This is a genomic window from Cryobacterium zhongshanensis (assembly GCF_022760445.1).
Taxonomy (GTDB): domain Bacteria; phylum Actinomycetota; class Actinomycetes; order Actinomycetales; family Microbacteriaceae; genus Cryobacterium; species Cryobacterium algoricola.
Genome location: NZ_JALGAR010000006.1, coordinates 113,689 through 125,844 on the forward strand (window position 1 = coordinate 113,689; position 12,156 = coordinate 125,844).

At 63.2% G+C, this 12,156-nt stretch carries 19 protein-coding genes; all 19 read right to left on the reverse strand.

Annotation, left to right across the window (positions count from 1 at the left end):
* Nucleotides 1-8: 8 nt before the first annotated feature.
* The gene (locus MQH31_RS17760) at nt 9-578 is read right to left on the reverse strand and encodes a hypothetical protein (protein ID WP_243013144.1); all 570 of its coding nucleotides are present in this window, start codon (nt 576-578) and stop codon (nt 9-11) included.
* A gap of 81 nt (nt 579-659) precedes the next feature.
* Nucleotides 660-914: a hypothetical protein gene (locus MQH31_RS17765; RefSeq protein ID WP_243013145.1), complete on the reverse strand. Its 255-nt coding sequence runs from the start codon at nt 912-914 to the stop codon at nt 660-662.
* Nucleotides 911-1,177 (reverse strand): hypothetical protein, encoded by a 267-nt coding sequence (locus MQH31_RS17770; RefSeq protein ID WP_243013146.1) that lies wholly within the window; start codon nt 1,175-1,177, stop codon nt 911-913. The genes MQH31_RS17765 and MQH31_RS17770 overlap by 4 nt, the downstream gene beginning before the upstream one ends.
* Before the next feature lie 153 nt (nt 1,178-1,330).
* On the reverse strand, nt 1,331-4,534 hold the full coding sequence (locus MQH31_RS17775; RefSeq protein WP_243013147.1) for a hypothetical protein: 3,204 nt from the start codon (nt 4,532-4,534) through the stop codon (nt 1,331-1,333).
* A 138-nt stretch (nt 4,535-4,672) separates the two neighbouring features.
* Nucleotides 4,673-5,068, reverse strand: a complete 396-nt coding sequence (locus tag MQH31_RS17780; protein WP_243013148.1) for a hypothetical protein — start codon at nt 5,066-5,068, stop codon at nt 4,673-4,675.
* 64 nt (nt 5,069-5,132) lie between these two features.
* Nucleotides 5,133-5,558, reverse strand: a complete 426-nt coding sequence (locus tag MQH31_RS17785) for a hypothetical protein (RefSeq protein ID WP_243013149.1) — start codon at nt 5,556-5,558, stop codon at nt 5,133-5,135.
* 43 nt (nt 5,559-5,601) lie between these two features.
* Nucleotides 5,602-6,042, reverse strand: coding sequence for a hypothetical protein (locus MQH31_RS17790; RefSeq protein WP_243013150.1), 441 nt, complete (start codon nt 6,040-6,042; stop codon nt 5,602-5,604).
* Nucleotides 6,043-6,047: 5 nt separating this feature from the next.
* A complete protein-coding gene (locus MQH31_RS17795; RefSeq protein ID WP_243013151.1) occupies nt 6,048-6,356 on the reverse strand; it encodes a hypothetical protein in 309 nt (102 codons plus the stop codon).
* A gap of 24 nt (nt 6,357-6,380) precedes the next feature.
* A complete protein-coding gene (locus MQH31_RS17800; protein WP_243013152.1) occupies nt 6,381-6,608 on the reverse strand; it encodes a hypothetical protein in 228 nt (75 codons plus the stop codon).
* Complete coding sequence (locus tag MQH31_RS17805; RefSeq protein ID WP_243013153.1) at nt 6,608-6,748, reverse strand: hypothetical protein; 141 nt, start codon at nt 6,746-6,748, stop codon at nt 6,608-6,610. Before MQH31_RS17805 ends, MQH31_RS17800 begins: the two co-directional genes overlap by 1 nt.
* 216 nt (nt 6,749-6,964) lie before the next feature.
* A complete protein-coding gene (locus MQH31_RS17810) occupies nt 6,965-7,249 on the reverse strand; it encodes a hypothetical protein (protein ID WP_243013154.1) in 285 nt (94 codons plus the stop codon).
* Nucleotides 7,246-7,689 (reverse strand): hypothetical protein, encoded by a 444-nt coding sequence (locus MQH31_RS17815; protein ID WP_243013155.1) that lies wholly within the window; start codon nt 7,687-7,689, stop codon nt 7,246-7,248. The genes MQH31_RS17810 and MQH31_RS17815 overlap by 4 nt, the downstream gene beginning before the upstream one ends.
* Before the next feature lie 3 nt (nt 7,690-7,692).
* Nucleotides 7,693-7,920, reverse strand: a complete 228-nt coding sequence (locus MQH31_RS17820) for a hypothetical protein (protein WP_243013156.1) — start codon at nt 7,918-7,920, stop codon at nt 7,693-7,695.
* On the reverse strand, nt 7,913-8,461 hold the full coding sequence (locus tag MQH31_RS17825) for a hypothetical protein (protein WP_243013157.1): 549 nt from the start codon (nt 8,459-8,461) through the stop codon (nt 7,913-7,915). Before MQH31_RS17825 ends, MQH31_RS17820 begins: the two co-directional genes overlap by 8 nt.
* Before the next feature lie 326 nt (nt 8,462-8,787).
* Entirely contained in the window at nt 8,788-8,985 is a 198-nt protein-coding gene (locus MQH31_RS17830) for a hypothetical protein (protein ID WP_243013158.1), read from the reverse strand.
* Nucleotides 8,982-9,299: a hypothetical protein gene (locus MQH31_RS17835; RefSeq protein ID WP_243013159.1), complete on the reverse strand. Its 318-nt coding sequence runs from the start codon at nt 9,297-9,299 to the stop codon at nt 8,982-8,984. Before MQH31_RS17835 ends, MQH31_RS17830 begins: the two co-directional genes overlap by 4 nt.
* A gap of 89 nt (nt 9,300-9,388) precedes the next feature.
* A complete protein-coding gene (locus tag MQH31_RS17840; RefSeq protein ID WP_243013160.1) occupies nt 9,389-11,044 on the reverse strand; it encodes a DNA primase family protein in 1,656 nt (551 codons plus the stop codon).
* A 180-nt stretch (nt 11,045-11,224) separates the two neighbouring features.
* Complete coding sequence (locus tag MQH31_RS17845; protein WP_243013161.1) at nt 11,225-11,755, reverse strand: hypothetical protein; 531 nt, start codon at nt 11,753-11,755, stop codon at nt 11,225-11,227.
* Between the two features lie 40 nt (nt 11,756-11,795).
* Nucleotides 11,796-12,104: a DUF4190 domain-containing protein gene (locus tag MQH31_RS17850; RefSeq protein WP_243013162.1), complete on the reverse strand. Its 309-nt coding sequence runs from the start codon at nt 12,102-12,104 to the stop codon at nt 11,796-11,798.
* Between the last annotated feature and the right edge of the window lie 52 nt (nt 12,105-12,156).

Below are 12,156 nucleotides of genomic sequence, written 5' to 3' on the forward strand. Positions count from 1 at the left end.
TTGCCTGGTTAGCCGGCGGGGTTGGGATCTTTGGTCTTGAGCGAGTCGGTATTGACGACGGCGCCTGCGGGGACATGGAGGTCGACCCGGTAAGTGCTGGTGCCCATGTTGGAACCGTCAGGCAGGACACAGGTCTTGAGGCTGAAGATGTCGAAGAGCACGTCGCCGAGCGGGTCAGTATCTGACGGCGGCTTCGGGCTGCAGTGGTAGATCTCCAGGCGCGGCACGCCATTGTCCTTCGTGACGTCCTGGTAGATCGTGACGACTTTCGATCCCGGGTATTCGGTCGCGAAGCCGAGCTTTTCGTACAAGTTGCTGATGAGGCCCTGGCGGATGCCGCCGTCCGTGGTCCGGTACGCGTAGGTGTAGTCGATGACGCCCTTGGAATCCACGGATCCGCCGCCGAAAGTGGCCATCCGTCCCTGCACGTAAACGCCCGAGACGTCGTCAATTGCGACAATCGGATTCTCGAGCGTGAGCTCCCACGCGATCTCGTCAGGCTGGGCGGAGGCGGTGCAGCCCGTGAGGAGCACCAGGAGTGCCCCGGCTACGACGGCCGCTATGAGTGATTTCTTCAATTGATGGGGTCCTGTCTTGGAATTGAATGCAGCTATGTCGAGGTTCGACGACACCGGGTCACGGGTGATGCGGGGGCGCGGTCAGGCCTTGCTGCAAATTCCCATGGCGGCGTCTGGGTCCTCGGGCACGATTTCCTCGCGCCAAGCCAGCACGGAGTCGCCGTTGTCCAGCGACAGGCTGTATTCACCGCCGCCCGGGTGATCGTCATCGGGTGGGTGTACCGTGCTGACGACCCCGCTGAGGATCGGGCCGTCGCCCCCGTATTGACGTGATTCCTGCCACGTCACGCGGTCGCCATTGGCGAAGACGTGGCTAGGGCTGTTCTTGGTACTCATGGTGCAATCTCGCTTTCGTGGGCGTCGTGGTCGGCGGGCAGGCTGTTCCCGATGAGATACCCGGCGCGGTGCTCATCGTCCGGGTCATCGTCGCCCGCAGTATGGCCCTCGATGATCTCGGCGGCGGCTTCTTCGTGACCCGCGGCGCGAAGTACTTCCGCGAGGGCCTCAGCCTCAGTGCAGGTCAGGTGTTGGGCACCCTCGCCGATGCCACGCGAGAGGGCGGCGAGGGCAACAAGCGCCGCCGTAAGCTCGTCCGACACTGTGGGGTTTGGGGTGTCTGCATTGGGGCTCATCGCGAGGTCTCGCTTTCGGTTTGGAGGGTCAGCGACACATTTGTGCGCGTCGGGATACACGAAGGGGCCCTGACTATTCGGTCAGAGCCCCTTCGTGCGGGTCGTGTGTGTGTGGCGGTGTTATTCCTCGTCGTCGTCCAGCGCGTCGTCAGTTGCGCCGGCGTCCTCTGCGTCGTTCTTCCAGTTCTTCTCGTAGACGGTCACGAGCATGTCCAGATAGACGTCGAGGTCGAGGCAGCCGAGAAGGTCCCGCAGCTTGCCCTCTTCCATGCAGATGAGGTCGCTGTTCTCGATGAGGATGCTCCAGGACGGGTCGATGCCGGAGATCCGGCGTACGGCGACGTCCTGTTCCACGGGAAGAAGCTCACGGTTGAACTCGCTCGCCTCCAAACGGGTGCGCGCGAAACCGTTGGCCTGGAGGATTGCCAGAGCAACCCCGTCGGTAGCCGTCGCGCCCTTGCCTTCCTTCTGCCGCTTCATCTTGGAGGCCGGGTTGACCACCCACGCGCCAGCTGCCCGGAGTGACACCGCCCCAGGCTTGCCCTGGTGCACGATGAACATCCGGTTGTAGTGCTGGAGCGTGCGCGGGTTGACTACCGCGTTCGGGTCCGGATTGATCGGATCCATCGGGTCCGATGCGAACGGGATCGTGATCTTGCCGTTGGAGGCGACGACCACGTTCTGAAACAGGCGTGCCGCCAGCACCGGGTCGTTCTCGCGCACAGCTTCGTGAAGAAGCTGTTTGCCGAGGCGACGATCCATCGGATCGGCCAGGCTGATCGGTGCGCCATCCGTGCTCCAGCTGGGGACGAATCCACCGGCGATGTAGCGCAGGTAGCGCGCCAGCGCCCAGTCGAGCACCGCGGGGTGCGCGAGGCTCTTCGTGGGCTGCGGCTCCTTGTGGCACGCGAGCGTGCCGCCGGATGCCGACACGATGTGCGCTTCCCAGATAGGCGTGTTCGGGTCTTCCGGGACCTCCAGTTCCAGCCGGTTGTTCGAGTCCTTGCTGACGATGATCAGCGGTTCGGGCTCGATCTCGACGTTGATGAGCGCCTGCTGCTCGGCCAGCACCCGGTTGTTGGTCTCTTCGTCCAGGACGGAGTAGAGGCCATCGGTGTTGGTCGAGATGATGCGGGCGCCCGCCAGCGTCTGTGCCTGGCCGATTCGCCAGGAGAACAGCTGACCGATGATGCGCATCGAGATGATGGCGTTGTTGACCCGGATCGGCGTGAAGTGCGCGGTATCTCCGGCGCCGGAGGCCGAGTTCAGGATGAGCTTCGTTCCGTTGCGAAGAACGCCGAGGCGAGTCTTCTCTTCCGGGGTGATGCTCGGGTCCTTCATCATCTGCCCGTAGCGGTCCTTGTCCGCGAGGATCTTGGCGTACCGGTCCTCGCCCAACTCGGCGTTGTAGAACGCGCTCATGTTGCGGAGCATGTTCGGGTAGTAGCTCGTGAAGTCCTCGTGGATGGCCTTGGCCATGGAGGTGAAGGTGTACTTGGGCTTCAGCTTCGTCGAGCCGTCCTTCTTCTGCTCGAACAGTTCCGGCCGGGGCTTGGACGGCTTGTAGCCGATGCCGGCGTACTGCTCCTCAATCACGGCGAGCTGTGCGGGGTCAGGGTTGTCACCCATCGACGCGATCGCTTCCGACCGGGCCGTGAGGGCCTTGATCGTCGACTTCGCTGAGATGACGTCCTTGAATTCCACGACACGGCCGTCGGACAGCATGATGCCACCCTTGGTGGTGCGCATCACCAGCGGGTCAGGAACCAGCTTCTTGACCTCCCGGAGCAGGCGTTCGTTCTCGTCCCAGGTGACGAGCTCTTCGCCATACGCGCCCCAATCCGCCTCGGCGCCGTGAATTCCACCGGTGGAGAAGGTGGCGAAGCACGTCGACGGAGATCCGTCTGCCTGGAAGTACGGCAGGTTATTCGGAGCCTTCGCGATCTCGGAGAGGACATTCGCGCGCCCCCCGTCGGGGTAGCTGCTGCGGTATTCCTCGGAGGAGTTGAAGTTCACTCCTTCGATGGATTTGTAGTACCGGTAGACCTCGTCGAACGACGCACGCGCTTCGGGGTCGGCAACGCCGGCCTGGAAGAACGTGAGGCACTCGTCCAGGACGTTCACGCGGGGGATGCCGCGTTCCTGGGCGACCTGCTCTGACGGGTAGAGGTAGCTGACGCTCTCCATGTCTTCGAGATTGCCGTAGGGGCTGAGGATCAGCCCTACGAACTTGGCCGAAGACGAGTCCGGGGTGAGACGCCCGCGACGCACAGCTCGAGGGCTGATATTCGGCGCGTAGGAGAACTTTGACTTGTCGTAGACGGTCTCTGGGTACTCGTCCAGCAGGCCCTTCTTCAGGTCGAATCCCGACGCGAAAGTTGGGTGATCGAAGAGGTTGGCCAGGCCTACGACGTCAGAAACGTTGTAGGACAGCAGCTCGTAGAGGTCCTCCACGGACTCGACGGTCGCATTGTGCGTGCCGAGCTTGTCGCTCTCCATGATCTGACGGCCGAGGCCGCCGAGCAAGCGCTTGAGCGCCACCATCTGCTGCGCCTCGTTGAGACGGGCGACGTCGAGGTGGCGACCGGAGTTGATCATCGCCTGACGGATCTTGTGCGGGACGGACTTCCATCGCTTACCCCCGGCGACAGGACTGTCGGTGAGGTACTTGGGCATGTAGCTCTTGTACGGCTCCTGGAACAAGTCGTTGTTGTAGGAGCGTAGGCGGCTGGCGTCGGCCGGGACGAACTTGTAGTCGGCGCGCTGACCTGCGGCCATGGCAGCCGGCAGGTGCGCGAACGCCTCCATGAAGTACATCGCGAGCATCGTCGTGTCGTAGTTGGAGGAGTTGTAGCCGGCGAAGTAGGGATGCTTGTCGAACGGGTCGTACTCGGGGTCCGTGTCGCACACCGGACGCAGGTGCTCGGTGTAGCTCGACGTGGATTCCGGGTCGTTGACCGAGTCAGCGTCGCTGAGCCCGAACATCTGGACGAGGGCGTAGTTCCCGAGCCAGGTGGACAGATCGTGGAAGCGGATGGTGCGCGTCAGGTCGTTGCGGGCCTGAAAGGCCGGGTTCGACGCGATGATCGCGTGGGCGGCCACTGTCGTGTCGAACGGCGAGGTGCGGAGTTCTGCGGAAAGCGCGCTGTCTTCGGTGTCGTCGACGAGATAGAAGACGTCGACCGAGTTGGTGCGCGGCGAGTACGCGCACAACGTGAAGACGTTGTTCAGGCACTCGATGTCGTAGAAGGTGAAGCTCGCCGTTTTGGCGGTGACGGCTCTGGTGTTTTTGTTCTGGCTTGGGGCCAAGAGTGTCTGCGACATCCGGTGGCTCCTTCCTCGTGGTATTTCGATGTGGTCAGGTGGGTGGCTCTGCTGAATTCGTGCGGGCGCAGATGTCTAGACTTGCACGGATACGAGCAGTTGCGTGCACTTCGGCGTCGTCAGCGGCTGTCGTGCCGCTCAGACGTTGGCCCACCAGTCGGCGATAGCCAGGCGGCGGGCGGATTCTTCCAGGCCGTCGCGCTTGGTCTTGTGCCAGCGGGGGAAGGCGGTGCCGGTGGTCTCGGAGCGCCAGTTGCCGCTCCAGGTGTTCGGGCGCCCGGCCTTGTCGAGTGTCACAGAGATGCGCGGGTCCTTCTTGTCGAGTTGGGCAGCGGCAGGTACCTGATCGAACGGTGCCACGTTGCTCAGCTCGGTATGGATGACAGGTCGGCCGGCACCATAGCTGGTGGTGGTGAATCCAACGTGCTCTGCGGGCCCGCCGTAGGTGAACGGGTGGCCGGTCTCGTCGGTCACCAACGTTCCCGGTTCGATGGTGCGGGTGGTGGTGGGGGCGATGTTCTCGTTGTCGCTCATCGGTCGTTCTCCTTCTGGTTCGTGTGGCAGCGTCGGGGGTGGCGCAGCGGAGCTGGTGGCCTGGTTACTCGGGCGGCGTCGCGCGCGGGTTGTAGACGGGATGGCCTTCGTGGATGTTCTCCGGCGTGACGCTCTGACTTGTCGCGCCGCGGTAGCCGCACGGCTGGCATTCCCAGGGCTTGGGATCCACGTATGGCGGCTCCTCGGCGAAGTCGTCGTTGAACTGGTCTGTCCAGTCCGCATAGCGATCAGCGAGCCCCTCGAGATCGTCCTTGATCTCATAGAGCCAAGCTCCACGGGACAGATTTGCGTCATGGGCGATCTTGTCGAGCGCCACCATCAGGTCGCGCATGCGGTCGCTGGCTTCTTCGATGCGTTCGGCACGGAGCGCTTCTTCGGCAGATAGGGCCTCGTCGGCGCTGTCTTTGTCAGCGATGGAGGCTCCTTCGTCTGGGTCGGGTGGATACTGCGGGCGCTCCGCAGGCAGCACTGACCGCCCGAGGGCGGTGTGGCCCCCGGGTTTTGTGACGAAGTCAGTCCTGCAGCGTGGCCTCGTGCTGGGGCGTGCCGAGCACGTCTTTCACGAGCCGGTACCCCGTGGATGTCGGGCGGAACCTCGTGAGGAGCGCGCGCCGGTGGTGAATTCCATCGAAGAACTCTGCGCGGGATTCGCCAACGGTGGTGATGGTGATGGTGCGACCAACGGATCGCTTGTCGTTGTCGGCCCATACCTGGCCGACCTTCACGGTTGCGCCGGCGGTCGTGGCGGCCGAGCGGATGGTTGCCTTGTGCTCGCGGTGCCATTGCTGGCGCTGACCTGCGCTGTGCAGAATCGGGGATTTCTCTCCGCATCGGCAGATGCCGCGCCCGGTGCCGGTGGTTCCGCGCCCGTACATACGGACGCCGTTCTCATCGTGAGGCGCGCCTTCGTACCAGAGACCGTGGCCGGTCAGGACCGTAGTTGCTTTCGTCATAGCGCTCACTCATTGTCTTCTTCATCGTCGCCGGGGCGAGGGGGTTGCGTTGGCTTGCTGTCCCGCGCCCAAACGATCACCCATCCGAGTCCGGAGATCATTCGCAGGGCGTTTCCGTTCTCGAGCGCATCACCGATTGTGGTGGCCTGCAGTGATCGCTGCTTTGCGGTCCTTGCAGGTTTGACCTTCGTCAAGAGCTGCTGGTGCAACTTGGCCCACAACTTGGAAGCAGCGGCCAGAGCGGCCCACGCGACCGCCACGGCAATGGCTGCGATCGGCAATGCAAGCAGGCCAAGCCAGAATTGCTCATTCATGCTCGTTTTCCTTTACGGGTTAGTTCACGGAGTAGGGACGTCGGTCACCAAGCGGTAGCCGGTAGCGATCGGCCGGAAGCGCTTCAGCGCGACGCGTGTACGGGCGCCTTTGTTGACGGCCGCCGCGGCCGGCGTGACTACCTCGACGAGAGCCTTCTCACCGATGATTTCGACCACGCGAATGGTGCGGGGCTTGCTACGCACGTCGTTGTCGGCCCAGATCTGGCCGACCTTCACGGCGGCGGTACCCATCAGCTCCACCAGCCGAAGACGTAACCGGCACCGACGATGACAGCGCTGAGTTCCAGCACTGAGGTGGTGATGTAGGTGGCCGTCTTGACCTTGTCGTAGGGCGGCTTGGTCGCGGAGGGATACTCGACGCTGCCGCTCATCGGGTGAGCTCTGTCGAGGTTTTGTTTTCGACAGAGTCGTTTGCGAGCTTGGGCGCTCGCTGACTCAGCCAGAATTGCTTATTCATGCTCGTTTTCCTTCATCTAACGCGTTTTCACGTTCACGGGGTGCAGCTGTGTCGGTTTCTGTCTTCGTAGCGCTCAGTGGGGCGCTGGGGCGGAGATGCAGGCTATCTATTGCTGTCTCCGCCCGGCCGGTCACTCGTCGCCGGCCATGATGGCGGGAACGCCGTCATCCAGGAGAGAGTCGAGGTGGGCCTGCCACTTGGCCAACGCCTCAGTCTGCGCTTGCCTGTGCTCGGGGGATAACGCCTGAGTAATGCGAGCGACCTCCCGGCGGGCTCGGCGAATGCGCAACTCAAGAAGCCAGGCCTCGTGAGTCGCGGCTTCTTCGGCGGTGTACGCCTCGAGCGCGGCCTTCCGCATGGTGAGCAGTCGCCACAGGCTCAGCCTTTTGAACCTCGGTGTGGATACGGTCATCATGCGTAGTCCGATCCGGGGTAGATGTGCTGGGTGGCGGGGTCGTTGGCTGGTGTGACGCCGATGGCCGCGTGCCTCCCGCGGGTGTCCGCCTTTCCGACACGCGTCGCCTGTCGAGTGTCTTCGAGGGCGTCGATAGCTGCAGCGATCAGGGCACCGGCCTTTACGAGATCTCGTGAGGGGTCACCTGTGGGCTTCCACTCATCGTTCGACCACGGCCAACCGCCGGGCGGAAGGTAGTTTCCGTCCGGGTCGTGCCAGGCATCCGGGCCGCAGAGCGCGACTTCGACGTAGGCTTCGGCAGCATTCATCAGATCTCGGGCACGGCCGCGATCGTGCTCGGCGTCGTAGCCTTCCACGGTGACGTGGCGGGCGCGCTCGGCGACGATGCGTTCGGCACCGGTGAGGTGCCGAACATCGAGTTCAGTCGTCTGTTTCTTCATGGGCTACTCCTTCGATGTCGCTGTGGGCGGTGTGAGCGCCGGCGGCAGCGCAGGGGTCGTCGGATTCAGGAAGAGGCGGTCGTTGGCGACCAGCTCAGACTCGGTCGTGATGATGCCCTCGGGCTTGACCCACGAGGCGTCGCCGCGAGGTTCGCTGACGACGCTCCGCTGGATCTTGCCGTACTCGTTGCGCCAAACGACGCGGTCACCGACCCCGAACCACTTACCCATGATTCGGGCCCTGGTCGATTGGGCTGTCATCGAGGACCGGCGGGCCAATTGGCTCCCACGGGCCGATGAAGGTGTGCACGCGGCGGTGGTGCGTGACTCGATCGGCGGAGAACCACTCGCGGTTGTCGCTCGGCTCAATGACCCCGGATCCGTTGGGCTGACCGGTTTCCCAGACCTCCCAGTTCTCGACGGGTGCGAAGGCAACTTGCGCTGGTAGTGGCTCAATCGCATGGACGTAGCCATCCGCAATCAGCGAATCGGCCTGCCGTTCGCACATTGCGTACGGTTCACCATTGCTGGGACCCCCGGTGTATGTGCCATGGTCACATTCGTCATAATCAAACTCATTGCGAGCATGCATTCGCGCAACCAGCGCTTCCCGCTCCGTCTCTCCCGGGGGAGAGGTCGGAAGGGACTCCAGGGCGGCGATGGCCGCGTCGATCCAGGCCAGCGCATCTTTCGTCTCGATTTCATCCGCGCCGCTGGCGGGATCGGTGAGTCGCCGAAGATTCTCGGTCAGCGTCTTGTGTGCGTTTGCCATGGGTGACTCCTCGAGTCGTTGCGTCGGATCAGCCAGCTGAGGGGGTCTCAGTGGTGAAGTGGTTGTACGGATGCGGGGTGCATTCGTCGGGGAGGTTGATCTCCCACTGGTTCACCCCGCAGAACGTGCAGCGTTCGCTGTCGGTGAAGTCGTGTTTTGTGCTGAGCGCGGGTGGCACTTCAGCGACGGGATACTCGTTCCCACAGCCGCCTCGTTTGCTGCAAACCCAGCCGTAGCCATCGGACCAAGTGCACTGGCGGAGGCAGTTGGGGCATTGGAACGTCTCCTCATCGCGTGCTGCGGGCGGCGTGTGTCGTCGGTCACTCTCAGCCATCGTCGTCGTCCTTTGGGTCAGTCCAGTGGTCGGGGCAGAATGTCTTCGGGCGGCTCGGAGAGGCCTGCCAGCCGGCGTCGTTGACGCTCATGCCAAAGTCGGCTTTTTCCAGATCGGTTTGCTCGGCGATCACTGTGGCCGGGCAGCCAGGGTGGTCGCAACGAGCGACCCATATTCGTTTCAGCGTCATTCGTCGCGCCTCGAAAGTTCAGGTCCGTAGACGGAGACGTACCGATCGAGCACCCTGCGTGCGTGGTCGATTGATGCATTCAGCGCCCAAGCCGCCGGCTGATTGTGCCGGGCGCCCTTGACGATGAACCCACCGTCGAAGGGCACGAGACGGGCCGAACCGAGCTGGCAAGCCGCGAGGACCTGCTTCACATCCTTGGCGTTCGGTTTCGCCTGGCCGGTGTCGATGCTCCGCAGGATGTGGGCCCACTCGCGAGGGTCGGCCTTCCATTTCCGGAGATTCCTCAGGACAGGGTTTCGTTCGCTGTTGAACATTGGGGTCTCTTCTTCTTGTGCGGGGATGGGGTGCCGGGTCGACCGGGTGCGCTCACGCTCTGAAGAGAGCGTGAGCGCACCCGAGGTGGCTACGGCTTGTCGTCGTCGGTGGACGCTGCGGGACTGGCGGCCGCGGTGCCCGTACCTTGCCGCTGGATGCCTCGGTAGTTGGGTGCCAGCGGGTGGACGACGCTTCTCTTCAGCGGGTCAGACCCGGTGTAGGTCTGACTCATCCAGTCCTTCAGGTCGAACCGAGCGATGATCGGCTCGGGACTGGCCATTCGGGCTGCAGGCCGGACCTTCGCCGTCTTGTCCGCGCAGTACCACTGAGTGGACTTGCGGACGATGGCGACGAGGTCATTCACGAAGACGTTGCGCCCGATTGGTGACCCGGACGGGTTGGTCTTCGCGAACCAGGCCTTGTAGAGGTCGTACAGGAACGGGAAGGGCAACAGGTCCCAGATGAACGCTTCCTCGAACTCGTCCCAGAAGGCGCGCACGGGGTCGTTAAACCCCTTGTACTCCTCGAGGACCAGCTTGGTCGCCTCCGGCTCGGAGAGCACGTAGTAGTCCATGTGCAGGACGCGTTTGAGCACGTACTGCAAGACCTCGTCGCGGCCGACGTAGTCGTCCTTGATGTAGCGCTTCTCGGCGCCGGTGAAGCACTTCGTGAACGGCACGAAGAGCTGTCGGCGATAGAAGCTCTCGGACTTGTCCTTGATGCGCGGGAACTCGTTTAGACACTGCACCATGAAGCCCCAGAACTGATACGCGATGGGGGTCTTGTACTTCCGGTTGATCGAGATCACGTCGTTGGTGATGATCGCCTTGAGGTTGGCGGCCTTGTCGATGAAGGTTCCGACGTCGTTCTCGTCGACCAGGATCGCGCTCGCGCGGGTCAGCGGCTCGAGCAGGAAGTCCTTGCCAAAGTCGCTGATGGGAATGCTCGCGTAGCTGGCAGCACCGACTGCGTTTCGCATCAGCTCGATCAGGGTTCCCTTGCCGTTGTTGCCGACGTCGGAGTAGAACCAGGCGCTCTTGTTCCAGCGGACGTGCGGGCGCACGATGGCGCCGAGGATCTCCCAGAGCAACTCGACGATTTCTTGGTCGTCGGAGAGGGTGTGCATCCATTCCTCGACCTCCCAGGTGTCTCCGTCAGGTGTCTGGATGCCGGGGGAGAGGGCGGTTGCCACGTAGTCGACGCGGGCCTTCGAGAGGAAGACGTGTTCGTGGCTGAAGCCCTGGAGCTTCTTGGTGCGGTAGTCGAAGATGCCGTTGTTGACGGCAATCAGGTCGCGGTCGGCGCAGCGGTTGACTCGGGGAGCCTCTTCGCGCAGCACGGTCATGACTTCACGTGAGTCGTTGATCGTCAGCTCCCGGTTGTACCACCTGGCGATGCTGCGGATCTGGTCCTCACTGGTCGCGTAGATCCCCTCGTCCTCGCCGTCGGCCACGTAGATCGCCAGGAGGTCGTAGTCCCGGTCGGTGTTCTTGCCTGAGGGGGCGATGCGCACGACCCGGTGGAGCGTGATGAGGATCTGGGCGATTTGGGAGAAGGACAGACGCTTGAGGAGATTGATGCGGTGGCTGCCGATGCGGCCGGTGTTCTCGATCGCGAATTCGGCGTTGGTCGCCGCGATGAGGGCTTCCTCGATCGTTGCGGTCGTCGGCGGTTTAGCCGCGTTGAGGGTGGAGAGATATTTGGTGGTCACCTGCTTGGTGATCTCGTTCTGCGTCTTCGCCATCTGTGATGCCTTTCAGGGTGTCTGTGCGTGGAGTCCCGCATGGGCCGATTCGCGTGTGTCTAGGAGCGCTTATCTGCTCGTCTGGGAAACCGCACTGATCTATATCTGGAACACCCTCCGTTCCGCGCGACGAAGCAAGGCCGCACCCCGGGTGGGGTACGGCCTTGCTGCACGGGAAAGTTAGGCGATGCCCAGGTCTCTGCGGAAGTCCCGGATCATCTGCTCCATGGAGCTGAGCGGTGGGCCGGTCAGCTCCGTTTGGTGCTGGATGTGCGTGGCGGCCTCGGCGAGGGCGGTGCGCCGGGCCTCGTCGTTGATCTCTCGCGGGTTGATCGCGGAGAGCTCGAACAGGGATTCCATCGCCTTCCACAGGTGAGGTTCCTGCGGGAACGCGTCATCGAGGATGCCCCAGACGTGCTTGCGGTAGCGCTCGGCGCAGTCGCAGCCGGGCGCGTGTCCATCCGCAGGGGCCTTGTCCGGGTCGGTGTCGCTGTCGGCGGTCACCGCCGGTTCGGGGAGGTCATCGGGGTCGATGCCGAGTGCTTTGCAGAGAGCATTGCGCATCACGTCGGGCATGTCTCCGGATCGGATGTTCTCGATCAGCATCGCGCGCATCGGTTCAGGTAGGTCAGCCACGGCGACATCTTCGGACCCGAAGGGCGTCTGGACGGTGATGTGGACGGTGGGTTCGTGGTCGGCATTCTCAGCCATGAGGGCCTCGCTTTCAGCCGAAATCGGCGATGGTTTGGGATCAGAAAATGTGGGGTGTGGGGATGTTGGGCTGGGGGAGCGCCGCGTATGCGGCGATCAGGATGACCAGCAGCGACACACCCGCCGCGATCAGGGACCCGTAGGAGACCCAGAGGGTCGCGATCGCCAGCCGGCGGCCGCGCTCGTGTGTTTTTCGGAGGCGTATCAGGGCGATGTGCGCCAGCACGGGCCCGACGATGAAGCCAACGACGTTGAGGAAGCCGGTGGCGGCGACGATCAACGACGCGACGGCCAGCGCACTCACGGGAGGGCGCTTGGTCGTGGCAATTTCATTGAGAAACAGTCCCATTGCAGACCCCTCTCTGTGTGTGGTTGTGGTCTGTGGGTGGTGTTCTGACGGT

Coding starts and splice junctions, on each gene's coding strand:
- MQH31_RS17765 (WP_243013145.1), bottom strand. CDS start 914: ATGAGTACCAAGAACAGCCCTAGCCACGTCTTCGCCAATGGCGACCGC.
- MQH31_RS17775 (WP_243013147.1), bottom strand. CDS start 4,534: ATGTCGCAGACACTCTTGGCCCCAAGCCAGAACAAAAACACCAGAGCC.
- MQH31_RS17780 (WP_243013148.1), bottom strand. CDS start 5,068: ATGAGCGACAACGAGAACATCGCCCCCACCACCACCCGCACCATCGAA.
- MQH31_RS17790 (WP_243013150.1), bottom strand. CDS start 6,042: ATGACGAAAGCAACTACGGTCCTGACCGGCCACGGTCTCTGGTACGAA.
- MQH31_RS17795 (WP_243013151.1), bottom strand. CDS start 6,356: ATGAATGAGCAATTCTGGCTTGGCCTGCTTGCATTGCCGATCGCAGCC.
- MQH31_RS17800 (WP_243013152.1), bottom strand. CDS start 6,608: ATGGGTACCGCCGCCGTGAAGGTCGGCCAGATCTGGGCCGACAACGAC.
- MQH31_RS17805 (WP_243013153.1), bottom strand. CDS start 6,748: ATGAGCGGCAGCGTCGAGTATCCCTCCGCGACCAAGCCGCCCTACGAC.
- MQH31_RS17810 (WP_243013154.1), bottom strand. CDS start 7,249: ATGATGACCGTATCCACACCGAGGTTCAAAAGGCTGAGCCTGTGGCGA.
- MQH31_RS17815 (WP_243013155.1), bottom strand. CDS start 7,689: ATGAAGAAACAGACGACTGAACTCGATGTTCGGCACCTCACCGGTGCC.
- MQH31_RS17820 (WP_243013156.1), bottom strand. CDS start 7,920: ATGGGTAAGTGGTTCGGGGTCGGTGACCGCGTCGTTTGGCGCAACGAG.
- MQH31_RS17825 (WP_243013157.1), bottom strand. CDS start 8,461: ATGGCAAACGCACACAAGACGCTGACCGAGAATCTTCGGCGACTCACC.
- MQH31_RS17830 (WP_243013158.1), bottom strand. CDS start 8,985: ATGACGCTGAAACGAATATGGGTCGCTCGTTGCGACCACCCTGGCTGC.
- MQH31_RS17835 (WP_243013159.1), bottom strand. CDS start 9,299: ATGTTCAACAGCGAACGAAACCCTGTCCTGAGGAATCTCCGGAAATGG.
- MQH31_RS17840 (WP_243013160.1), bottom strand. CDS start 11,044: ATGGCGAAGACGCAGAACGAGATCACCAAGCAGGTGACCACCAAATAT.
- MQH31_RS17845 (WP_243013161.1), bottom strand. CDS start 11,755: ATGGCTGAGAATGCCGACCACGAACCCACCGTCCACATCACCGTCCAG.
- MQH31_RS17850 (WP_243013162.1), bottom strand. CDS start 12,104: ATGGGACTGTTTCTCAATGAAATTGCCACGACCAAGCGCCCTCCCGTG.